We start from the raw sequence: 23,063 nt of genomic DNA, 5'->3' as shown, positions 1-23,063 counted from the left end.
TGCGCATATGGTGTGCCTCATGAGTCTCAAACAGCGGCTACCGCTGTTGCGGTGGTCGTTCATCCGCATGGGAATCGGCGCCAGACACTTCGCCCGCACCGGGCAATGGGGTGACGGACGGGAGGCCGCGGCCGCCGACTATGTGGTGGCCAACGCCCGCGCCGGCGACCTCGATGACGTCATTGCCACCATCGACAAGTTCGCCTACGAGAAGTCGTTCCTGATCAACGTCGGCGACGAGAAGGGTGCGTTACTCGACGCGGCAGTCGTCCGGGCTGACCCGCGGCTGGCCCTCGAACTGGGCACCTACTGCGGTTACGGGGCGATGCGCATCGCCCGCGCCGCGCCGGCCGCCCGGGTGTTCTCGGTGGAGTTCTCCCCCACCAACGCCGACATCGCGCGACGCATCTGGGCCCATGCCGGGGTGGCCGACCGGATCACCTGCGTGGCCGGCACCATCGGCGACGGCGGACGCACGCTCGACGCGCTCGCGGCAGACGGGTTCGATACCGGCGGGCTGGATTTCGTGTTCCTCGACCACGACAAGAACGCCTACCTGACCGATCTGCAGAGCCTGCTGGACCGGGGCTGGCTGCACCGGGGCTCGATCGTGGTCGCCGACAACGTGAAGCTTCCGGGAGCACCCAAGTACCTGGCCTACATGCAGGAGCGGCAGGGCACGCTCTGGGATACGACGCATCACAAGACGCATGCCGAGTACCAGAGCCTGCTGCCCGATCTGGTGTTGGAGTCGCAGTACCTGGACGGTTAATGCGCCCGCGGGTGGGCTCCGGCCCAGACCTCGCGCAGTGTGGACACCGTGACCATGGTGTAGATCTGCGTGGTGGTCACCGAGGCGTGGCCCAGCAGTTCCTGTACGACGCGCACGTCGGCGCCGCCGTCGAGCAGGTGGGTCGCGAACGAGTGCCGCAGCGTGTGCGGGGAGACCGCCGAGGTGATGCCGGCCCGCGCAGCGGCGTCCTGCAGCACCTGCCAGGCACTCTGGCGGGACAGGCGCCCGCCGCGGGCGTTGAGGAAGATTCCGGGGTTGCCCCGGCCCCGGCGAGCCAGGTCGGGACGCCCCCGCACCAGGTACGCGTCGAGTGCGGTGACCGCCGGGCGTCCGATGGGCACGAGCCGCTGCTTGCCGCCCTTGCCGCGCAGCAGCACCGAACGCGCGTGCGTGTCGATGTCGTCGACGTCGAGTCCGACCGCCTCGGAGATACGGGCGCCGGTGGAGTACAGCAGTTCCAGCAGTGCCCGGTTACGCAGCGTCAGCGGACCGTCGGCCTCGCTCTCCCCGCCGGCGGCCTCGAGCAACGCGAGCACCTCGTCGAGGGTGAGGCTCTTGGGCAGCCGACGGCTGGGTGTGGGCGGTTTGACCCCGCGGGCGACGTCGCTCTCGGTGATGCCCTCGGCGGTGGCGAACCGGTGCAGACCGCGGACTGCGACCACGGCCCTGGCCGCCGACACCGCCGACAATGCGGTGACTCCCGATTCGGGGTCGCCCCGGCGCAGGGCGATCAGGAAGTCGCTGACATCGGACTCAGCGACCTGCGCCAGATCCTCGATGCCGCGCTGGGTCAGATGTTCGGCATAGCGACGCAGGTCGCGCCGGTAGGAGCTCAAGGTGTTGGCCGCCACGCCCCGCTCGATCGTCAGGTGATCGAGGTAGCCCCGCAGTTGGTCGTCGAGGGCTGATCGGAGGGGTGACGGGGTCGTCATAACAGACCTTTACGCCGCCTGAACGCTGTCGGCCGGTCAGTCCACACCGCGTCGACCGGGCGCAACGCCTCCGCGTCGGACATCGCATGCGCGGCCAGAATGCCTGCCACCGCAATGCCGTTCACGATGTCGCCGGAGAACACCCGCCGCACGGCTTCGGCCAACGGCACCCGCTCGACCACCATGTCGGCTTCCTCGTGCTCAGCCTCGGGACGGCCGATGTCGGTCAACCCCGTGGCCAGGAAGATCCGGACGCTCTCGTCGGAGAACCCCGGCGTCGAGTCGAGGTCCACCAGCACCCGCCAGTGCGCGGCGGACAGGCCGACCTCTTCGGCGAGTTCGCGCGCGGCGGTCACCTCGGGAGGTTCCCCGCCCAGGTCGAGCAGGCCGGCAGGCAGTTCCCAGAGGCGACGCCCCAGCGGGTGACGGTACTGGTACACCAGTACCACGTTGTCGTCTTCGTCGAGGGCCACCACGGCGACCGCACCGTAGTGCTCGACGACCTCGCGCCGGGCCGACGCGCCGCCGGGCATGCTGACCTCGTCCGCCCGCAGCGCGAAAATGCTTCCGACGTAGACGGTTTCGCTGGCCAGGGTCTCGAAGTCGTGTTCAGCCAAGGGAAGCGGCTTCGGCTTCGCCCACCGGACTCGCGCCGTCCTCAGCCTCCTCGGCGAAATGTTCGGGAAGGTCCATACCGGGCAACCGTTCCTCGGCCTTGTAGTCCAGCGCCGCTCCGATGAACGCCGCGAACAACGGATGCGGCCGGGTGGGCCGGCTCTTGAGCTCGGGGTGGGCCTGCGTTCCGACCAGGAACGGGTGGATCTTCGAGTCGTACTCCACGAACTCCACCAGGTGCCCGTCCGGGGAGGTTCCGCTGAACCGCAGCCCGCTCTCGGCGATCCGGTCCCGGTAGGCGTTGTTGACCTCGAAGCGGTGCCGGTGCCGCTCGGAGACCTCGGTGGCCTGGTAGGCCTGCGCCACAATCGATCCAGACGTCAGCACCGCGGGATACGCACCCAGTCGCATGGTGCCGCCCAGATCGGCCTCGCCGGCAACAGCGTCCTCCTGATCGGCCATCGTGGAGATCACCGGATCCGGGGTCTTGGGGTCGAATTCGGCAGAGTTGGCGCCGGTGATCCCGACCGATCGGGCCGCCTCGATCACGATGCACTGCAGGCCCAGGCACAGTCCCAGGACCGGCAGGCCGCGCTTGCGGGCGTAGGAGATCGCCCCGAGCTTACCCTCGATGCCGCGGATGCCGAACCCGCCGGGGATCAGCACCCCGTCGACATCGGACAACGCGGCCACTGCGCCCTGATCGGTCTCGCAGTCGTCGGAGGCCACCCAACGGATCTCCACCTTGGCGCGGTGCTTGAACCCACCGGCACGCAGTGCCTCGGCCACCGACAGGTAGGCGTCCGAGAGGTCGATGTACTTGCCCACCAAGGCGATCCGGACAGTCTCCTGCGGGTCGTGCACCCGGCGCAGCAGATCGTCCCACTCGGTCCAGTCGACATCGCGGAACGGCAGGTTGAGCCGACGCACCACGTAGGCGTCGAGTTCCTCGCGGTGCAGCACCTTGGGGATGTCGTAGATCGACGGCGCATCCGGGGTGGAGATCACTCCGTCGATGTCGACGTCGCACATCAGCGCGATCTTGTTCTTGAGCGGCTCGGGCACATCGCGGTCACACCGCAGGATCAGCGCGTCGGGGGTGATACCGATGCTGCGGAGTGCGGCCACCGAATGCTGCGTGGGCTTGGTCTTGAGCTCACCGGACGGGGCCAGGTACGGCACCAGCGACACGTGCAGGAAAAAGCAGTTGTCCCGGCCCACCTCGTGGCGCACCTGGCGCGCGGCCTCCAGGAATGGCAGCGACTCGATATCGCCGACCGTGCCGCCGATCTCGGTGATCACGATGTCGGGGCGGTGACCGGACGCGTCGGGCTCGGCCATCGCCATGATGCGGCTCTTGATCTCGTCGGTGATGTGGGGAATCACCTGCACCGTATCGCCCAGGTACTCGCCACGACGTTCCTTGGCGATCACCGTGGAGTAGACCTGACCGGTCGTCACGTTGGCCGACTGGGACAGGTCGCGGTCCAGGAATCGCTCGTAATGACCGACGTCGAGGTCGGTCTCCGCGCCATCCTCGGTGACGAACACCTCACCGTGCTGGAACGGGTTCATGGTGCCGGGATCGACATTCAGATAGGGGTCGAGCTTCTGCATTGTCACCTGCAGTCCCCGTGCGGTCAGCAGCTGACCGAGGCTCGAAGCGGTCAACCCCTTACCGAGTGAAGACGCCACGCCACCGGTCACAAAGAGGTGTTTGGTGGCGGTTTGCGGGTGCTTGCGTAAGGCGGGCAAAAGCATCCTCCGTGACGACGGGCAGGGAATCGAAAAACTGCTGTGGCCTGCCGACCCACGGAATCTCACCTTAACACCGACACCGACAGGCCGTCGCTGGCGCGCCGCACACGCCGTGGACAAATTGGAGTCCGGTTCGCCCCTACTGCGGGATGGTCACCGACGTCGCGCCCTGCCCGGTCCCGTACTTGCCCGGCTTCCCCCCTGCCACGAGGTCGCTCAGCGCCAGAACGGCGGTGATCTGGCCGGCGCTGGAATCGGCGTCGTCCACCGTGCTGAGCATCCCGGCCAACCCGGCATCTGACCTGGTCACCGCCACCGGACCAGTTCCCGACGCCGACCCCGAACGGCCGGCGAGCACCGTCCCCGTGCCGTGTGGCGCCAACCCGGCGGCGAACCGGGCCACGGTGGCACCGCGGTTGCCGCCGTCGTCACCAAACCCGCCTCCGGTGACGATCAGTGCTGTGTTGGCTGCGCCGATGTGTGGATCGTCATAGGTCAGGAAGCCGGTGTCGCGCAGCGCGGCGAGCACGGTCTGACGCTGCATGTCGTCGACGGGCGCCACGGCCGGGTTCCGGTCGATCAGCAACGTGATCCCCAACAGATCGCCGGCCTGCGACCCCTGGTCCACCGCCGCGGTGCTCAGCTGTTTGCCTGCCGGCACAATCGGCGAGTTGACCACCGAGAGCAGTTTGTCGGCTGAATTCGCCTCGACGAACTCGCTCGTGAGTGACACCTTCCCGGTCACCGCCCCGCCGGCGTCGCGTACGAACCGCGATACCGCGTCGACGTCACCATCTGCGGCGTCGGGTGTGCGGAACACCACCACCGACTTACCCTTCAATGCGTCCCGTACTATCCGCGGCGCCATTTGGGCATCGAATTCACCTGCGGCATTGAGCTTTTCGTTCAGCGCGTTCTTGCCGTCATTCAGCGTCTCGATCTGATGCTGAAGGTCCAACTTGTCGCCCCGAAGTCCGGATAGCACTGTGTCCGACAGCAGGCCCGAACCCAGGATCACCCCGACCGCCAGTGCCAGGAACACCGCCGCCAACGAAATCGCGTGTGCGCGTAGCGTGATCACAGCTCACCGCCCCACTAGCTGATCAGGCCCTGCACCCAGAGCGTGAAGCGATTCCAGTAGTCGACGACCCAGTCGAGCACCGCACCGTCGGCCCGCGACACCCACAGCGCGACCACCACGGCCACCAGCATCGCCAGGACCAGCAGGGCGATCGCCCCGCCGGACACCCGACTGCGGTACAGGGTCGCGACCGCCTTGGCGTCGACGAGCTTCTCCCCGACCTTCAACCGGGTCAGGAACGTCGACGGGTTGCTGCGCTGGCGCGAGCGGTCGAAAAACTCTTCGATCGAGGCAGTGTGACCGGCCGTGACGATCAGCGACGCCCCGTGGTGATCGCACAGCAGTAACGCCAGGTCAGCCGCCGATCCGGCGGCAGGGAAGGTCATTGCGCCCACCCCGAGGTCCTGGATGCGCTCCAGCCCGGCGGCGTGACCGTCGGCGTCGGCGGGCAACACCACCTGCGCACCGCATCGCAGCACCTCGACGCTCATCTTGTCCGGGTCGCCCACGATCAGCGCGGGACGGTATCCGGCCTTGCGCAGGACATCCGCGCCGGACCCGACACCGACCAGCACCGGCTGGTATTCCTTGATGAAGGGCTTGAGCGCCTTGAGGTCCTCGGCCGCGTCGGGTTCCTCGGCGACGATCACCACGTGACGGCGGTGCAGGTCCACGTCGACGTTCGGGATTCCGATGCCATCGATGAGCAACGGACTCTCGCTGCGGATGAACTCGATGGTGTTGCCCGCGAACGCTTCCAGGTGCGCCACCAGGCCGCTCTTGGCGTCGTGCATCAGTTCGTGGATCTCTTGATCGTTGCGCTCGGTGCCCACCGCGATCCGTCGGTCACCCGAGTAGACGCCGCCGTTGTTCAGGCGGATCCGCGCCCCGTCCTTGATCTTCTTGAAGACGTCCGGTCCGGCCTCGTCGATCAGCACCACACCGTTGGCAACGAGCACCTCCGGTCCCAGGTTCGGATAACGCCCCGAGATGGACGGTGAGGCGTTGACGACACCGGCGATCTGGGCCTCGACAAGCGCATCGGCGGTGATCCGGTCCAGATCCTGAGCGTCGAGGACGACGATGTCGCCGGGGCCGACGCGGCGCAGCAGCCGATCGATGTCGCGGTCCACTCGCGCAGTGCCCGTAACTCCCGGACGCGTACTGGCATTGCGGGTGAGCAGCGTGGACATCTTCATGCGCCGATTCTGTCCGGCATCGCCGGTCAGGGGGCGGAGGCGCGCCGTAACACCAGCCTCACAAGTTGGTTTTTGTCACACCAGTAACAGCAGTTCGGTCTCAATCCCGCTTCGCTGCACAATGCCGTGCCGCCTTCGCGCAGCCCACCGGTTTCCACCTGTGGGCTGTGGAAATCCGCGATCTACGACCCAGGTGTGGAAAGCGACGCCGACGAGGACGCCCAGGACTAAAGCGCAACTCATCGCAACGCCACCGGAAGCCGGTGTTACTGCGCGCTGCGCTCCTGCTGCGCGGCCTCGAGCAGCTCCCTGGCGTGGGCACGGCCGCTGTCGGACTCCCCCAATCCGGCCAGCATCCGGGCCAACTCGGCGACCCGGTCCTCTTCGTCGATGCGGCGCACACCGCTGGACTTGGCCCGGCCGTTTCCGCTGTCGACCACGAGGTGTGCGTCGGCGAAGGCTGCGACCTGAGGCAGGTGGGTCACCACGATGACCTGATGGGTGCGCGCCAGCCGAGCCAGACGGCGCCCGATCTGCACTGCGGCCCGACCGCCGACTCCGGCATCGACCTCGTCGAACACCATCGTCGTGCCCGCCGTCGATGCCGACAGCACCACCTCGAGGGCCAGCATCACCCGGGAGAGCTCACCGCCGGAGGCGCTCTTGGCCAGCGGCAGCACATCCGCACCACGGTGCGCGGTGAACCCGAATTCGACCGCGTCCACACCGTCGTGACCGGCGTGCAGCATCTCACCGTCGGGCATGCTCACCGGTGCAGAGTCGTCGGCCCGGGCCGGCATCGGAAGCACACCGATCGTGAAAACCGCATTGGCCATGGCCAGTCCGGCCAGTTCCGCGGTTACCGCCTTGGCAAGCCCCTTGGCCGCCTTGGACCGGGCTTTGGTGAGTTCGCCTGCCGCTGCGACGAGTTGCCCCTCAAGCTCGGCGACCTTGCTGTCCAGCGCAGCCAGGCTCTCCTCGGACACGTCGAGCTGCGCCAACCGCTCGGCGGCGTCGCGCGACCATGCCAGTACCCCGTCGACATCAGCGGCGTACTTACGGGTGAGCGTGCGCAGCTCGGCCTGCCGCGCCAGTTTGGTCTCCAAAGTGCTGGCATCGCTGGGCAATTCGGACAGATAGTCACCGAGTTCGCCGGACACGTCCCCGATCACTGCCATCGCCTCGGTCAAGCGCACGGCCAGTGCCTGCAACGCCGAATCGTCGGTGGACCCGAGCGCCGTCTGCGCGCGGCCCACACCGTCTGCCGCCGACGTGGACTCCGGCGTGGGCTCGTCGAGCTCGCCGGTCAACGCGAACCGGGCCGTCTGCGCGGCTTCCCGCAGTGAGTCGAGTTCCGACAGTCGGCGGATGTCGGCGACGATCGCCTCGTCCTCACCGGGTTCCGGTGCGACCGCATCGATCTCGTGGATTCCGAAGCTCAGCCGGTCGGCTTCCTGGGCCAGTTCCCGGGCTCGCCGACGACGGTCCGCCAGGTCACGACGCGCTGTCAGCCATTCGTCGCGGATGCTTCGGTAGCGGGCCAGCGGCTTGTCGACGTCAGCAAACCGGTCCAGCGCCGCCCGTTGCTCGTCGGGCCGCATCAACCGCAACTGGTCGTTCTGGCCGTGCAACGTCAGAACCTGGGCGGTGAAGCTGCTCAAGGATTTCGCCGGCACGCTGCGTCCACCCAGATATGCTCGCGACGGACCGGCCCGGCTCACCGAGCGGGCTGCGATCACACTGCCATCGTCATCGCGCTCGGCACCGGAGGAATCCAGGATCTCCTCGACCCGTCCGGAGACTTCCTCGCCGAGTTCGATTGTGCTGAAACGGCCTTCCACCACCGCGCGGTCAGATCCCGAACGCACCCTGGTCGCGTCCGCCCGCGCCCCACCCAACAGGTGCAGGCTCGTCACCACCATCGTCTTGCCGGTCCCGGTCTCCCCGGTCAGCACGGTCAAGCCGCGGTCGAACTCCGCGGTGGCGGAACTGATCGCGCCCAACGACTCGATACGAATCTCCGACAGCACAGGTATCTACTGTCCCCGCCATCCGGTGACCGGCAACCGGAACTTACGCACCAGCCGATCGGTGAACGGCGCAGAGTCCAACCGCACCCACTTCAGCGGCGTCGCACTTCGGGTCACTTCCAGCCGGCCTCCGGCCGGTACCACCATCTCGCGGCGACCGTCACAGAACACCAGGGCATCGTTGCCGCTCGCCTCGATCTCGATCGCGATACTGGCCAGCGGGCTGGTGACCATCGGACGGGCGAACAATGCGTGAGCGTTGTTGGGCACCACCAGAATCGCCTCCAGATCCGGCCACAACACCGGGCCACCTGCCGAGAACGCGTAGGCAGTGGATCCCGTCGGGGTCGACACCAGAACCCCGTCGCAGCCGAACGACGACACCGGCCGTCCGTCCACCTCCAGGACCACGCCGAGCACTCCGAGTCGAGGGCCCTTCTCCAGGCTCGCCTCGTTGAGCGCCCAACCGCGAGTCACCACATCGGTTCCCACCCGCACCGCGACATCGAGGGTCATCCGTTCCTCGATACGGTAATCGCGCCCGATGACCCGCTCGAGTACGTGGTCGATGGCTTCGGCCTCGGCCTCGGCCAGGAATCCGATCCGGCCCAGATTGACTCCCAGTACCGGGATCTCGACATTGCGTGCCAGCTCGGCGGCGCGCAGGAAAGTACCGTCCCCGCCGAGCACCAGAACGAGCTCGCACCCTTCGGCAGCGCGCTCTTCGGCATCGACCACCTCGATGTCGACACCGAGGGCGCGCATATCATCGGGCGCCAGGTGCAGCGGGCCGCGGTCCACCGCCTCCGCCGAGAGCACCTTCAGACCAATACCGTTGTCGCCGAGCACCTTTTCCACGCGGCGGGCAACTTCAGTCGCCTCGTCCCGGCCGGTGTGCACCACCAGCAGGATCGTGCGTTCAGCCGTCATTGCGGCCCCTCCTCGACCGCCCGCCGTACTGCGTGCTCGAGCGACTCGCCCTCCAGCGAGCGGTCACACTGTGCACGCAGGTGCAGGAAGTACTCGACATTGCCCGAAGGTCCCGGGAGCGGGCTGGCCGTCACATCGACAGCATGCCACTGCAATGCGGCCGCTTTGCGGGCGACCGTGCACACCGCGTCGATCCGCAACTCGGGATCGGACACCACGCCGCCGGCGCCAACGCGATCCTTGCCGACCTCGAACTGCGGTTTCACCATCGGAACGATATCGGCGTCGGGCACCGCGCAGGACGTCAGCGCAGGAAGCACGGTGGCCAGCGAGATGAACGACAGGTCGGCCACGATCAGCTGCACCGGCCCGCCGATCGCCGCGGGGGTCAGCTCCCGCACATTCGTGCGCTCCAGCACGTGGACCCGCTCATCGGAACGCAATGGCCAGGCCAGCTGCCCGTAACCGACGTCGGCGGCCACCACCTCGGCGGCACCGCGGTCGAGCAGCACCTCGGTGAAGCCCCCGGTCGAGGCACCGGCATCGAGGCAGCGTCGGCCCCCGACGGCGACGTCGAACACGTCGAGCGCGCCGATCAGCTTGTGCGCACCCCTGGAGACCCAGGTGCGTTCCACCGAGGCGATCACAGTGATGTTGGTGTCCGGAGCGACCGCGGTAGCCGGCTTGGCCGCCGGCATGCCGTCGATCCGGACGCGGCCGGCCTCGATCATCTCGGCTGCCTGCTGGCGTGACCGGGCCAGGCCCCGACGCACCAGCTCGGCATCAACGCGAGCGCGCCGCGCCACCGGCGCTCACCTTCCGGTCGCCTGTGGTCCGGCCGGTTGCCCTCTGTCGACGGATTCGAGTGCCTGTACGAGCAGATCGTGGGCCTGCTCTAGCCGGGCGGCCACCACGTCCATGTCCATGCCGTCGAGGGCGGACGGGTCCTCCGCCGGATCCGGCACGTCTGCCAGCACGGCGGCGACCTGCGCGCGCAGCTGGTCGGGATCGGTACTCATAGCGACACCCACGCTAGTCGATGGGTGCCGACAGCAACGACCACCGCTGCAGCGCCGCACGCGCTGTGTCGTCGCCCGCCGACACCGTGAACGCCGCGGGATCGAGCTCCGCTTCCCACACCGCATGGGCCGTGGCCCGTACCACCGACAGGTCGTCCCGGGGATCCTGCCCGGTGGCGTACACCGTGACCCGATCCGTGTCGATGTCGATCCGCCAGGCCGCATGCGCCGCAATCCGCAGCGTGTCGGCGTCGGCGTGCAATCCCCGCAGATCGGGGGCGAGGTAACCGGGACGCTCGGCAGGAACCGCACGCACCGCCTCACCGGCCGTGCTGACTCCGGTGAGCACCATGAGACTCGGCAATCCCGCCGCGACGGCACCGGCGATATCCGTGTCGAGCCGATCCCCCACCACCAGCGGGGTCGCGAACGTTCCGCGCCTCAGTGCGTCGTTCATCAGCGTCGGTTGGGGCTTTCCCGCCACCAACGGCTCCTGTCCGGTGGCCGCCCGCAACGCCGCGACCATCGAGCCATTGCCCGGCAACAGGCCGCGTTCGGACGGCAGCGTCAGGTCCACGTTGGCCGCCACCCACAACGCACCAGCTCGGATGGCCAACGCAGCTTCGGCCAGATCCGGCCATGCGGTAGTCGGTGAATACCCCTGCACCACCGCGACCGGACCCTCGTCGAACATCCGAACCGGCCGCAACCCGACCTTGCTCACCTCGCCGGCAAGCGCATCCGTCCCGACGACGAGAACCGCTGATTCCGCAGGCACATGGGCGGCCAACAGGTGTGCCGCACTCTGCGCACTGGTCACCACATCGTCTGATTCGGCGGCGAAGCCGAGCTCGCACAGATGCTCGGCGACCTGCTCCGGCGCCCGTGACGCATTGTTGGTCACGTAGAGCACCCGGGAATCGACTCCGGCCAGGCTTTCGTGTGCGCCTGCGGTGGGTTCATGACCGCGAAACACCGTGCCGTCGAGATCGAGCAGCAGGCAATCATGTTGCCGCGCAAGCGTGGTCACGTCAGGAGAGCTCCGCGATCCGGTCTTCCGCGTCGGTGATTCCCTCAATATCAGCCTGCTCGGCGTGGACGAACCATTGCAGTGCCTCCTCGCCCCGGCCGAGCGCGAGGAGGGTGTCGGCGTAAACGTAGAACAGCCGGGCCGCGGTCGATCCCACGGCCGTCGGATCGAGCTGCGGCGTGGACAGAATCGCCAACGCCTGCTCGAACTGCCCGAGATCCGATCTGGCGCCGGCGGTGACGATGCGCAACTCGTCGGCATCCTCGCCGGTGAGCGCGACGGCCTCGTCGCCGCGAGCCAGTTCCAGTGCCCGCTCGGGCCGTCCGACACCGCGCTCGCAGTCGGCGATCATCGGCAGCAATGCCGACTTGCTGCCCATCCGCCGCGCCGCGCGCAACTCGGCGAGCGCCTGGGCCCAGTCGCCGCTGTGATACGCCGCGATACCCACCGCCTCTCGCACGACTGCGATCCGGCTGGCCCGGTTGCGTGCAGCACGAGCGTGAGCCAGCGCCGTCTCCGGATCCTCGTCCAGCAGCTTGCCGGCCATCACGAGATGCCGGGCAACGAAATCTGCGGTCGTCTTGTCCAGGGTGATCAATTCCCGACGGACATCGGGTGCCAGTTCCTTGGCCTCGACATCCGACGGCAAACGCGGACCGTCATGTTTGGGGTCGCCGTCTTGACCGGCTTGGGCCGGACGCGGCCGGCTCGACCCGGATGCCCGGGGACCGCCGGAACGTTGATCGCGGCTTTTCGGGTCGTGAAACCGCCGAGGTCCTGAATTGTTGCTCGCTGCGCGGTCGTTGGAAGCACGCCGCGGGCGCCGCTCTGCGTCGCCTTGTCTGTCTCCGACCACGTGTGCCTTTCTACCCGCCCTTCCGCAAAGGATACTGGCAGCAGGCGCGGGCGACATAATCATGTGAGCGCCGACGCAGCGGGTAATCGCTCGAATATCAACGGAATTCGCGTCTGAATTACGAATATTTTGTATACACAAATGCCCGAGCCCTCCAATGGGTATTGGAGGGCTCGGGTCTTAATTTGTGTTCGGCGGTGACCTACTTTTCCACCCGACAGGGTAGTATCATCGGCGCTGGCAGGCTTAGCTTCCGGGTTCGGGATGGGACCGGGCGTTTCCCTGCCGCTATGGACCGCCGTAACTCTATTCACTCGTTGTTGAGTGTACATCTTGTGTTTTGGTGGTGGGGTGCGTGTAGCACTCCCGACACAAGTGTGGGTGTGTTTGTGGTGTGGTTGCGTAGCAGATGTGCGTCTTACTTGAAACTCATCAAACATTGGTTGTTTGTTGGTTGTTGTAAGTTTTCGGCCGGTTAGTGCCAGTTCCCTTCACCCATTGCTGGGCTTCCAGGTCTGACCTATCAATCCCGTGGTCTGCGGGGCCTTATCCCTCTAAAAGGGTGAAGCCTGGTCTTGGAGGGTTTCCCGCTTAGATGCTTTCAGCGGTTATCCTGTCCGAACGTGGCTATCCAGCCGTGCTCCTGGTGGAACAACTGGTACACCAGAGGTTCGTCCGTCCCGGTCCTCTCGTACTAGGGACAGATTTCCTCAAGCTTCTGACGCGCGCGGCGGATAGAGACCGAACTGTCTCACGACGTTCTAAACCCAGCTCGCGTGCCGCTTTAATGGGCGAACAGCCCAACCCTTGGGACCTGCTCCAGCCCCAGGATGCGACGAGCCGACATCGAGGTGCCAAACCATCCCGTCGATATGGACTCTTGGGGAAGATCAGCCTGTTATCCCCGGGGTACCTTTTATCCGTTGAGCGACACCCCTTCCACTCAGAGGTGCCGGATCACTAGTCCCGACTTTCGTCCCTGCTCGACATGTATGTCTCGCAGTCAAGCTCCCTTGTGCACTTACACTCAACACCTGATTGCCGTCCAGGTTGAGGGAACCTTTGGGCGCCTCCGTTACATTTTAGGAGGCAACCGCCCCAGTTAAACTACCCACCAGGCACTGTCCCTGAACCGGATATACGGTCCGAGGTTAGAGGCCCAATACGATCAGAGTGGTATTTCAACAACGACTCCACCCACACTGGCGTGTGAATTTCACAGTCTCCCACCTATCCTACACAAACCGTATCGAGCACCAATACCAAGTTGTAGTGAAGGTCCCGGGGTCTTTTCGTCCTGCCGCGCGTAACGAGCATCTTTACTCGTAGTGCAATTTCGCCGAGTCTATGGTTGAGACAGTTGAGAAGTCGTTACGCCATTCGTGCAGGTCGGAACTTACCCGACAAGGAATTTCGCTACCTTAGGATGGTTATAGTTACCACCGCCGTTTACTGGGGCTTAAATTCTCCGCTTCACCCCGAAGGGTTAACGGGTCCTCTTAACCTTCCAGCACCGGGCAGGCGTCAGTCCGTATACATCGTCTTGCGACTTCGCACGGACCTGTGTTTTTAGTAAACAGTCGCTTCTCACTGGTTTGTGCCACCCCCTCCCGCTGCCGGCCGCAAAAGCCTTGACGATATGGGGGTCCCCCTTCTCCCGAAGTTACGGGGGCATTTTGCCGAGTTCCTTAACCATAGTTCACTCGTACGCCTTAGTATTCTCTACCTGACCACCTGTGTTGGTTTGGGGTACGGGCCGTGTATGTCCTCGCTAGAGGCTTTTCTTGGCAGCATAGGATCACCGAATTCGCCTCAAACGGCTATGCATCACCTCTCAGGATATATGAAACGCGGATTTGCCTACGTTTCTCCCTACCGGCTTACCCCAGTACAACCACTGACTGGTACGGCTACCTTCCTGCGTCACCCCATCGCTTGACTACTACCCACCGGGGTCCCACGCAGCCCCGTCAACGCCTCACCCCGAAGGGATCGGTCACGACGGTTTTGGATGGTTAGCACAATGGATTCATCATGGACGCACATACACGGGTACGGGAATATCAACCCGTTGTCCATCGACTACGCCTGTCGGCCTCGCCTTAGGTCCCGACTCACCCTGGGAGGACTGGCCTGGCCCAGGAACCCTTGGTCTTTCGGCGGGCAAGGTTCTCACTTGCCTATTCGCTACTCATGCCTGCATTCTCACTCCCACACCCTCCACAGCTAGATCACTCTGCTGCTTCACCGGATGCAGGACGCTCCCCTACCCAACGAAACAAGTTCGTTGCCGCGGCTTCGGCGGTGTACTTGAGCCCCGCTACATTATCGGCGCACAATCACTTGACCAGTGAGCTATTACGCACTCTTTCAAGGGTGGCTGCTTCTAAGCCAACCTCCTGGTTGTCTTCGCGACTGCACATCCTTTTCCACTTAGTACACGCTTAGGGGCCTTAGCCGGCGATCTGGGCTGTTTCCCTCTCGACGCACGGAGCTTATCCCCCGCCGTCTCACTGCCACACTCTTGGACTTGTCGGCATTCGGAGTTTGGCTGACGTCAGTAACCCTGTGGGGCCCATCGGCCATCCAGTAGCTCTACCTCCAACAAGAAACATGTGACGCTGCACCTAAATGCATTTCGGGGAGAACCAGCTATCACGGAGTTTGATTGGCCTTTCACCCCTACCCACAGCTCATCCCCTCAGTCTTCAACCTAAGTGGGTTCGGGCCTCCACGCGGTCTTACCCGCGCTTCACCCTGGCCATGGGTAGATCACTCCGCTTCGGGTCCAGAACACACCACTACACCAACCCCTCTGGATTGGATACGCCCTATTCAGACTCGCTTTCGCTGCGGCTACCCCACACGGGTTAACCTCGCGACATGTCCCTGACTCGCAGGCTCATTCTTCAAAAGGCACGCCATCACCCCACCACGAAGGAGGGCTCTGACGGATTGTAAGCGCACGGTTTCAGGTACTATTTCACTCCCCTCCCGGGGTACTTTTCACCATTCCCTCACGGTACTAATCCGCTATCGGTCACTGGGAAGTATTCAGGCTTACCGGGTGGTCCCGGCAGATTCACAGCAGATTTCACGGGCCCGCTGCTACTCGGGAACACTGTTCAAGGCAGATGTCAGGTTTTCACGTACCGGGCTCTCACCGTCTACGGCAGGTCATCCCAAACCACTTCCGTTAACCACGACATTTTCTCACTACCCTCCAGTCAGGTAGAACTGGAAAAACAGGTCCCACAACCCCGCACACACAACCCCTACCCGGTATCACATGCATACGGTTTAGCCATCCTCCGCTTTCGCTCGCCACTACTCACGGAATCACTTTTGTTTTCTCTTCCTACGGGTACTGAGATGTTTCACTTCCCCGCGTTCCCCCCTGCACCCTATGTATTCAGGTACAGGTAACACGACATCACTCGTGCTGGGTTTCCCCATTCGGACATCCTCGGATCAACGCTCGGTTGGCAGCTCCCCGAGGCATATCGCAGCCTCCAACGTCCTTCATCGGCTCCCAGTGCCAAGGCATCCACCATGCGCCCTTAAACACTTACAACACAAACACCAAAAATGAGTTTCAAAAGAAATTGCACATCAATTGCACACAAAAAACAGCACCCACCCGAAGGCCGGCGCCACATTATGCGTGCTAGATGCTCGCAACCACTATCCACAAATCAAACACCACACCCCACCACCAAAGATGGAGCAACAACACGCCTCCCACCCCACACAGGGGCCAGGGAAAAACGGGCCTGTTGTCTCAAAGCCCAATAGTGTGTCTGATGATTCTCCGCAGATGCTTTCCCGCATCCCACGCTAAGTTTGTTGAGTGCACCAGACCCCCACCCACTACAGGTGTGAGGCCATCCAACGAATCGCCTGAAAGCTCAGCTGATCCCGCGATTTGCGGGGCCGGCCCAGGTCTCGTGGTGCTCCTTAGAAAGGAGGTGATCCAGCCGCACCTTCCGGTACGGCTACCTTGTTACGACTTCGTCCCAATCGCCGATCCCACCTTCGACGGCTCCCTCCCACAAGGGGTTAGGCCACCGGCTTCGGGTGTTACCGACTTTCATGACGTGACGGGCGGTGTGTACAAGGCCCGGGAACGTATTCACCGCAGCGTTGCTGATCTGCGATTACTAGCGACTCCGACTTCACGGGGTCGAGTTGCAGACCCCGATCCGAACTGAGACCGGCTTTGAAAGGATTCGCTCCACCTCACGGCATCGCAGCCCTTTGTACCGGCCATTGTAGCATGTGTGAAGCCCTGGACATAAGGGGCATGATGACTTGACGTCATCCCCACCTTCCTCCGAGTTGACCCCGGCAGTCTCTCACGAGTCCCCACCATTACGTGCTGGCAACATGAGACAAGGGTTGCGCTCGTTGCGGGACTTAACCCAACATCTCACGACACGAGCTGACGACAGCCATGCACCACCTGCACACAGGCCACAAGGGAACCGACATCTCTGCCGGCGTCCTGTGCATGTCAAACCCAGGTAAGGTTCTTCGCGTTGCATCGAATTAATCCACATGCTCCGCCGCTTGTGCGGGCCCCCGTCAATTTCTTTGAGTTTTAGCCTTGCGGCCGTACTCCCCAGGCGGGGTACTTAATGCGTTAGCTACGGCACGGATCCCAAGGAAGGAAACCCACACCTAGTACCCACCGTTTACGGCGTGGACTACCAGGGTATCTAATCCTGTTCGCTCCCCACGCTTTCGCTCCTCAGCGTCAGTTACTGCCCAGAGACCCGCCTTCGCCACCGGTGTTCCTCCTGATATCTGCGCATTCCACCGCTACACCAGGAATTCCAGTCTCCCCTGCAGTACTCTAGTCTGCCCGTATCGCCCGCACGCCCACAGTTAAGCTGTGAGTTTTCACGAACAACGCGACAAACCACCTACGAGCTCTTTACGCCCAGTAATTCCGGACAACGCTCGGACCCTACGTATTACCGCGGCTGCTGGCACGTAGTTGGCCGGTCCTTCTTCTATAGGTACCGTCACTTGCGCTTCGTCCCTATTGAAAGAGGTTTACAACCCGAAGGCCGTCATCCCTCACGCGGCGTCGCTGCATCAGGCTTGCGCCCATTGTGCAATATTCCCCACTGCTGCCTCCCGTAGGAGTCTGGGCCGTATCTCAGTCCCAGTGTGGCCGGTCACCCTCTCAGGCCGGCTACCCGTCGTCGCCTTGGTAGGCCATTACCCCACCAACAAGCTGATAGGCCGCGGGCCCATCCCACACCGCAAAAGCTTTCCACCACACACCAGGAAGTGCATGGTCATATTCGGTATTAGACCCAGTTTCCCAGGCTTATCCCAAAGTGCAGGGCAGATCACCCACGTGTTACTCACCCGTTCGCCACTCGAGTACCCCGAAGGGCCTTTCCGTTCGACTTGCATGTGTTAAGCACGCCGCCAGCGTTCGTCCTGAGCCAGAATCAAACTCTCCAAACAAAAACTTCCCATCCCAAGGACAGGCAGAATTCGAATCAGAAAAATCCGATCAAAACAAAAGACACCAACAAACTGGCATCAAAAAAACAAAACCACACCCTAAACGGGAAAAAGAGCATGGCCAAAAACAACAAACAAAAACCACCAAACACACTATTGAGTTCTCAAACAACACGCCCGAGTTTGCCGCGCAGAAATCCTGCGGCTAAAAGCCGCTGAACTTTACTGCGGACAGTGAGAATACCCACCGTAATGGGTGTCTCTCTCGGATTTTGTCTTCGCTCTCCGGCGCTTGTCCGTGTCGCTCTGACTTGCAATAAGTTACGTGAGCGCTAACAGCGAGTCAAATCGCCTGGTCACCCGGAAGTTTTCCCAGGTCAGGGCCGGGTCGTCGGTTGGCCTAGTCGCCGGCCCGTTCGACGCCGGCGATGTGCCGCTTGCCACGTCGCAACACGAGCCAACGCTCATGCAGAAAATCCGAATGCTGTGGTATCCACTCGTCGCTTTCAATACGAATGTTGTTCACGTACACACCGCCCTCGGCGACATTGCGGCGCGCGGCACCCTTACTGGCGGCCAGTCCCGTGGCGACCAACAAATCGGTGATCGAGTCAGGGCCGCCCGGCCTCAGCTCGGCCACCTGACCGTTACTGGCCTCGCGAAGGGCAGCCCTCAAGGTGGAATCGTCGAGATCGGCCAACTCCCCCCGACCGAACAGCGCCTGGCTGGCCAGCTCGACGGCTTTCGTCGCCCCTTCCCCATGCACCAACGTGGTGAGCTCCCGTGCCAGCCGTTTCTGCGCAGCACGTTCGTGCCCGCGGTTCTTGGTGGCGTCCTCGAGCTCGGCGATCTCGTCCGGCGTCAGAAAGGTGAACCAGCGCAGGTAACCGATGACATCGGCATCGGCGGCGTTCACGAAGTACTGGTACCAGGCATAGGGGCTGGTCATCTCGGGGTCCAGCCACACATTGCCGCCGCCGGTCGACTTGCCGAACTTCTTTCCTTCGGAGTCGGTGACCAGCGGAGTCGTCATGGCATGCACCGTCGCGCCCAGCTTCTGACGGACCAGGCGGGCGCCGGCCACGATGTTGCCCCACTGATCGGAGCCACCGATCTGCAATGTGCAGCCGTGGCGCTGGTGCAGCTCGACGAAGTCGTTGGCCTGCAGCAGCATGTAGCTGAACTCGGTATAGGAGATGCCGTCGCCCTCCAACCGGCGCCGGACCGTCTCGCGGTCCAGCATCACGTTGACCGAGAAGTATTTTCCGAGGTCACGCAGGAATTCAATGGCCGACAACTCCGCCGTCCAATTCAGATTGTTCTCGACGATGGCACCGGTGGGGGTGTCGTCGAACTCGACGAACCGCTCCAGCTGGCCACGAATGCGGCCGGCCCAGTCCGAGACGGTGTCGGCGGTGTTCAACGTGCGCTCCCCCGTGTCACGGGGATCGCCGATCATTCCGGTAGCCCCACCGGCGAGCACGATCGGCCGGTGCCCGGCGCGTTGGAACCGCCGCAGCGTGAGCAGCGGGACCAGGTGGCCCGCGTGCAGGCTGGGCGCGGTCGGATCGAAACCGGAATAGACGGTGATGGGTCCCTTGGCCAGGTCATCGGCCAGCGCATCGCGGTCGGTCGACTGGGCAATCAGCCCACGCCAGTCCAGCTCATCCAGGATTCCCATGCTCATGACGACGATCATGCCGCATCGCGGAGGTCAATCACTGGCACCGGGCGCAGGTGCGCGCGGGCTACGCCGATACGCCGAAACCTCCCCCCGGTCGGCCACCCAGAACCGCCACCGCCGGTCGGCGGCCTTGCTCACGCCGACCCGTGGCCCGTCGATCGCGGGGTCTGGGTCACGCAGCGACAGCCGAACCGGACTGTCTGCCGCAAAGAGGTCAATTCCGTTGTCCTCCATGACGATTCCCAGAGCAGAGCACAGATTCCCCGGCCCCCTCGCCAACGCGACCGGACGCACCGCAGGCCCACGACGCCGCCCGGCCACGTCGGCGCCCGAAGACACTGCCGCCGCGCGGAGCAGCACCGCACCGGCCACGCCGTCGAAACCGGACACCACGTTCGCGCAGACATGAATGCCGTGGCTGCGATAGGTGTACAGGTGCCCGGGCGGGCCGAACATCACCAGGTTGCGCCCACTCGGACCGCGAAACGAATGCGCGGCGGCGTCGGGCCACGGCCCGTCGGGTGGGCCGCCGTAGGCCTCGACCTCGACGACGAGGGCGCTGACGCCGCGGCCGGTCAGCTCGGCTCCCAACAATCGGCGGGCGGCGAGCACCGGATCCCCGGCGAGCAGCTCGGCGCCCATCTGCAAGCCCACCCGAGCGATTCTGCACGTCGCCACATCCGCTGTTGACACCGGCCACGCGTGGGCGCAGTATTCATCACATGATGACTTCATCGCTTGATGAATTCTCCGCCGGATTCCCGAACCGTGCCGCACCCGCGGCCATCGAGATCGTCGGACTGCAGGTCAACCGTGGTGACCGGCCCGCTGTCCGCGACCTCACCGTGCAGATCGCCGACGGCACCATCACCGGCCTACTCGGCCCATCAGGCTGCGGAAAGTCCACTCTGATGCGTTGCATCGTCGGGACCCAGATCGTCGCGGCGGGCACTGTGACGGTGCTCGGACACCCTGCCGGTTCGGCGCCCCTGCGTCACCGGGTCGGATACGTCACCCAGGACCCGACGATCTACGACGACCTGCGGGTGATCGACAACGTGCGGTACTTCGCCGCGCTGTACGGAACGTCGTCGGCCTCGGCGACGGCCGCCATCCGGTCCGTCGGCCTCGACGATCACCGCGCCGCCTACTGCGGCAATCTCTCCGGTGGTCAGCGCACCCGGGTTTCGCTGGCCTGCGCCCTGGTGGCCGAACCAGAACTCCTCGTGCTCGACGAACCCACGGTCGGCCTCGACCCCGTCCTACGCGTCGACCTGTGGGAGCAGTTCAACGACCTGGCACGGCGCGGCACCACGCTGCTGGTCTCCAGCCACGTCATGGACGAGGCCGACCACTGCGGCGACCTGCTGTTGATGCGCGAAGGCCGGCTGCTCGCCCACACCACCCCTGACCTGCTACGGAAGGACACGGAATGCACGTCCCTGGAGGAAGCGTTTCTCACCGTCATCCGGCGCAGCGATTCGAGCGGGATCAACCGAGCCGACTGAGCCCGGCGGCCTACCTGGCCACGACCGGCCGGATCCTGCGACAACTGGCCGCCGACCATCGCAGCGTCGCGATGATCCTGGTGGTGCCCAGCCTGGTCATCACGCTGATGTACTTCATGTTCCAGAACGCGCCGCATCCGCCGGGGCACCCGGCACCGTTCAACAACGCCTGCCTGATCATGCTCGGCGTCTTCCCACTGATCGTGATGTTCCTGATCACCTCGATCACCATGCAGCGCGAACGCGTCTCGGGAACCCTCGAGCGGATCCTGACCACACCACTACGCCGCTCCGACCTCCTGGCCGCATATGGCACCGCGTTCTCGATCGCCGCGGCGGCCCAGGCCACCCTGGCCTGCATCGTCTCGTTCTGGTTCCTCGGGTTCGACACCGCGGGGAGCCCGATCCTGGTGTTTCTGATCGCGATCATCAACGCCGTGCTGGGCGTCGGACTGGGCCTGCTGTGCAGCGCGTTCGCCCGGACCGAGTTCCAGGCAGTCCAGTTCATGCCCCTGGTGATCGCGCCGCAACTCCTGCTGTGCGGCATCGTGGTACCCAGGGCCGCGCTGCCCGACTGGCTTCAGTGGGTCAGCAATGTGATGCCCGCCAGTTATGCGCTCGAAGCGTTGCAGCAGGTGGGCGCCCATTCCGAGCTGACTGCCATCGCTGCCCGTGACATCGCGATCGTGGTGGGGTTCGCCATCGTGGCACTGTGTCTGGCAGCGGCCACCCTGCGCCGCCGAACCCCCTAGGAAGCCGTGAGCACCGATATCGACTCCGAACGAGAACGCAAGCGCCCCGGCCGCCCCGCAGGGCCGTCAGACAAACGCGAACGCATTCTGGACAGTGCGCGGGAGTTGTTTGCCCGCAACGGAATCGACAAAACTTCGATCCGTGCCATCGCGGCCGCTGCCGGGGTGGACGCCGCCCTGGTACATCACTACTTCGGCACCAAGACCGAACTGTTCGCCGCCGCGATCCACATTCCCATCGATCCGATGACCGTGATCAGCCAGCTCAAAGAGGTGCCGGTCGACCAGATCGGACACGTGCTGCCGTCAATCCTCTTGCCGCTGTGGGATTCCGAGATTGGCAAAGGCTTCGTGGCGACGCTGCGCTCGATACTGGCCGGCAACGACGTATCGCTGGTCCGGTCATTTCTCCAGGACATCATCATCGGCGAGATCGGTCCCCGGGTAGACAACCCTCCCGGCAGCTCCCGGGTTCGCATCCAGTTCGTCGCCTCGCAACTGGTCGGGGTCGCGATGGCGCGCTACATCCTGGAACTGGAACCCTTCGCCACGCTGCCGGTGGATCAGATCGTCAAGACCATCGCGCCCACCCTGCAGCGCTACCTGACCGGTGAACTACCCAGACTCGGATGACCCGGCCAGATCCAGCAGCCGGCGATGCTCGGTGTCGTCGTCGATGGCCACGGCCTCGTCGACGAGCAGCACCGGGATGCCGTCCTCGATCCGGTAGGCCCTCCGCAATCGGGGGTTGTACAGCCAGTCCGTTCCGGCCAGTAGCAGGGGCCCGCGGTCCTGCGGGCAGACCAGGATGCTCAGAAGTTTGTCGTCGACCACCACGTGAAGCTAGCCCAACGGGATCTGGATGCCACCACTCGGGCCGGGCGGCATCCCGGCCCCGCCGGGAATCGGAGCGATGCCTGCCGGGGCCTGGCCGACCCCCGGATTCAACCCACCCTGCTGCGGAATCTGAGCACTGGACCGAGCCTGCAACTTGCGCTGGTAAGCCAAGGTGTTCTTGAGCGCGTTGATCAACGGCACCTGGTTGGGACGCTTGTCGAGGGCTTTGGTGATGGCCTCACGGTTGGCATTCGACGGTTTGTAGCCGTGCTGACGCAGCTTCAGGATGTCGTGGATCAGCGTCGAGATCTGGCCACCGCCCTCACCGGTGTCGTAATCCCTGGCAATGATGGCCAACGCTTCGTCGGCCGTCATCTGCCGGGGGGCCGGCGCTTCGGAGCCGGGTGCATCTGCCGCAGGAGTCGGCTGGGCGGGATCGGCGGCGGCCGTCTGCGCACCGGCACCTACGAGCAGGCCCAGGACCAGCGCACCGCCGGTGACCGTTCCGGTGACGACGCGACGCCAGCTGCTCGCACCCGATTCCGATGTCATCGATCC

General features: G+C 64.4%; 19 protein-coding genes and 3 rRNA genes. 4 read left to right on the top strand and 18 right to left on the bottom strand.

Annotated features, from left to right (window positions below):
* The first annotated feature begins 19 nt into the window (after nucleotides 1-19).
* On the top strand, nucleotides 20-772 hold the full coding sequence (locus tag G6N44_RS02510) for an O-methyltransferase (protein ID WP_163660848.1): 753 nt from the start codon (nucleotides 20-22) through the stop codon (nucleotides 770-772).
* Here G6N44_RS02510 and xerD read toward each other — a convergent pair.
* The 16 genes from xerD to G6N44_RS02430 form a co-directional block, all read right to left on the bottom strand.
* Complete coding sequence (gene xerD, locus G6N44_RS02505; protein ID WP_163660846.1) at nucleotides 769-1,725, bottom strand: site-specific tyrosine recombinase XerD; 957 nt, start codon at nucleotides 1,723-1,725, stop codon at nucleotides 769-771. The two genes, G6N44_RS02510 and xerD, sit on opposite strands and share 4 nt — an antisense overlap.
* Nucleotides 1,722-2,342, bottom strand: coding sequence for an NUDIX domain-containing protein (locus tag G6N44_RS02500; protein ID WP_163660844.1), 621 nt, complete (start codon nucleotides 2,340-2,342; stop codon nucleotides 1,722-1,724). Before G6N44_RS02500 ends, xerD begins: the two co-directional genes overlap by 4 nt.
* Nucleotides 2,335-4,095 (bottom strand): CTP synthase, encoded by a 1,761-nt coding sequence (locus G6N44_RS02495; RefSeq protein ID WP_163660842.1) that lies wholly within the window; start codon nucleotides 4,093-4,095, stop codon nucleotides 2,335-2,337. Before G6N44_RS02495 ends, G6N44_RS02500 begins: the two co-directional genes overlap by 8 nt.
* 142 nt (nucleotides 4,096-4,237) lie before the next feature.
* Complete coding sequence (locus G6N44_RS02490) at nucleotides 4,238-5,179, bottom strand: copper transporter (RefSeq protein ID WP_163660840.1); 942 nt, start codon at nucleotides 5,177-5,179, stop codon at nucleotides 4,238-4,240.
* Between the two features lie 14 nt (nucleotides 5,180-5,193).
* Complete coding sequence (gene steA, locus G6N44_RS02485; RefSeq protein ID WP_163660838.1) at nucleotides 5,194-6,378, bottom strand: putative cytokinetic ring protein SteA; 1,185 nt, start codon at nucleotides 6,376-6,378, stop codon at nucleotides 5,194-5,196.
* Nucleotides 6,379-6,644: 266 nt separating this feature from the next.
* Nucleotides 6,645-8,408, bottom strand: coding sequence for a DNA repair protein RecN (recN, locus tag G6N44_RS02480; RefSeq protein ID WP_163660836.1), 1,764 nt, complete (start codon nucleotides 8,406-8,408; stop codon nucleotides 6,645-6,647).
* Between the two features lie 6 nt (nucleotides 8,409-8,414).
* Nucleotides 8,415-9,338 (bottom strand): NAD kinase, encoded by a 924-nt coding sequence (locus tag G6N44_RS02475; RefSeq protein WP_163660834.1) that lies wholly within the window; start codon nucleotides 9,336-9,338, stop codon nucleotides 8,415-8,417.
* A complete protein-coding gene (locus G6N44_RS02470) occupies nucleotides 9,335-10,144 on the bottom strand; it encodes a TlyA family RNA methyltransferase (protein ID WP_163660832.1) in 810 nt (269 codons plus the stop codon). Before G6N44_RS02470 ends, G6N44_RS02475 begins: the two co-directional genes overlap by 4 nt.
* 6 nt (nucleotides 10,145-10,150) lie before the next feature.
* The gene (locus tag G6N44_RS02465; RefSeq protein WP_163660830.1) at nucleotides 10,151-10,357 is read right to left on the bottom strand and encodes a hypothetical protein; all 207 of its coding nucleotides are present in this window, start codon (nucleotides 10,355-10,357) and stop codon (nucleotides 10,151-10,153) included.
* Between the two features lie 13 nt (nucleotides 10,358-10,370).
* Nucleotides 10,371-11,387, bottom strand: a complete 1,017-nt coding sequence (locus G6N44_RS02460; RefSeq protein ID WP_163660828.1) for an HAD-IIA family hydrolase — start codon at nucleotides 11,385-11,387, stop codon at nucleotides 10,371-10,373.
* Between the two features lies 1 nt (nucleotide 11,388).
* On the bottom strand, nucleotides 11,389-12,300 hold the full coding sequence (locus tag G6N44_RS02455) for a tetratricopeptide repeat protein (RefSeq protein ID WP_276039469.1): 912 nt from the start codon (nucleotides 12,298-12,300) through the stop codon (nucleotides 11,389-11,391).
* Between the two features lie 132 nt (nucleotides 12,301-12,432).
* Nucleotides 12,433-12,546 (bottom strand): 5S ribosomal RNA (rrf, locus tag G6N44_RS02450).
* A gap of 152 nt (nucleotides 12,547-12,698) precedes the next feature.
* Nucleotides 12,699-15,817: ribosomal RNA gene (locus G6N44_RS02445) — 23S ribosomal RNA — on the bottom strand.
* Nucleotides 15,818-16,204: 387 nt separating this feature from the next.
* Nucleotides 16,205-17,724, bottom strand: a 16S ribosomal RNA gene (locus tag G6N44_RS02440).
* The 16S, 23S and 5S rRNA genes sit together here, the layout of an rRNA operon.
* Before the next feature lie 400 nt (nucleotides 17,725-18,124).
* Entirely contained in the window at nucleotides 18,125-19,411 is a 1,287-nt protein-coding gene (gene tyrS, locus G6N44_RS02435; RefSeq protein WP_179964466.1) for a tyrosine--tRNA ligase, read from the bottom strand.
* 27 nt (nucleotides 19,412-19,438) lie between these two features.
* A complete protein-coding gene (locus tag G6N44_RS02430) occupies nucleotides 19,439-20,050 on the bottom strand; it encodes a DNA-3-methyladenine glycosylase (RefSeq protein WP_163669511.1) in 612 nt (203 codons plus the stop codon).
* A gap of 80 nt (nucleotides 20,051-20,130) precedes the next feature.
* On the opposite strand from G6N44_RS02430, the gene G6N44_RS02425 reads away from it, so the two are divergent.
* Genes G6N44_RS02425 through G6N44_RS02415 form a run of 3 tightly spaced genes read left to right on the top strand, consistent with a single transcriptional unit; the run spans nucleotide 20,131 to nucleotide 22,301 of the window.
* A complete protein-coding gene (locus G6N44_RS02425; protein ID WP_163660822.1) occupies nucleotides 20,131-20,916 on the top strand; it encodes an ABC transporter ATP-binding protein in 786 nt (261 codons plus the stop codon).
* The gene (locus tag G6N44_RS02420) at nucleotides 20,841-21,668 is read left to right on the top strand and encodes an ABC transporter permease (RefSeq protein WP_163660820.1); all 828 of its coding nucleotides are present in this window, start codon (nucleotides 20,841-20,843) and stop codon (nucleotides 21,666-21,668) included. Before G6N44_RS02425 ends, G6N44_RS02420 begins: the two co-directional genes overlap by 76 nt.
* Nucleotides 21,669-21,674: 6 nt before the next feature.
* Entirely contained in the window at nucleotides 21,675-22,301 is a 627-nt protein-coding gene (locus tag G6N44_RS02415; RefSeq protein ID WP_163660818.1) for a TetR/AcrR family transcriptional regulator, read from the top strand.
* Here the strand turns inward: G6N44_RS02415 and G6N44_RS02410 are convergent.
* Both G6N44_RS02410 and G6N44_RS02405 read right to left on the bottom strand, forming a co-directional pair.
* Entirely contained in the window at nucleotides 22,284-22,502 is a 219-nt protein-coding gene (locus G6N44_RS02410; protein WP_163660816.1) for a Trm112 family protein, read from the bottom strand. The genes G6N44_RS02415 and G6N44_RS02410 overlap by 18 nt on opposite strands.
* Before the next feature lie 9 nt (nucleotides 22,503-22,511).
* Nucleotides 22,512-23,057 carry a hypothetical protein gene (locus G6N44_RS02405; protein ID WP_163660815.1) on the bottom strand — a complete coding sequence of 182 codons (546 nt, stop codon included), beginning with the start codon at nucleotides 23,055-23,057 and terminating at the stop codon, nucleotides 22,512-22,514.
* Nucleotides 23,058-23,063 lie beyond the last annotated feature (6 nt).

Origin of the sequence: Mycolicibacterium alvei (assembly GCF_010727325.1) — a bacterium.
Taxonomy (GTDB): Bacteria; Actinomycetota; Actinomycetes; order Mycobacteriales; family Mycobacteriaceae; genus Mycobacterium; species Mycobacterium alvei.
This window is presented reverse-complemented; position numbering and strand designations above follow the sequence as displayed.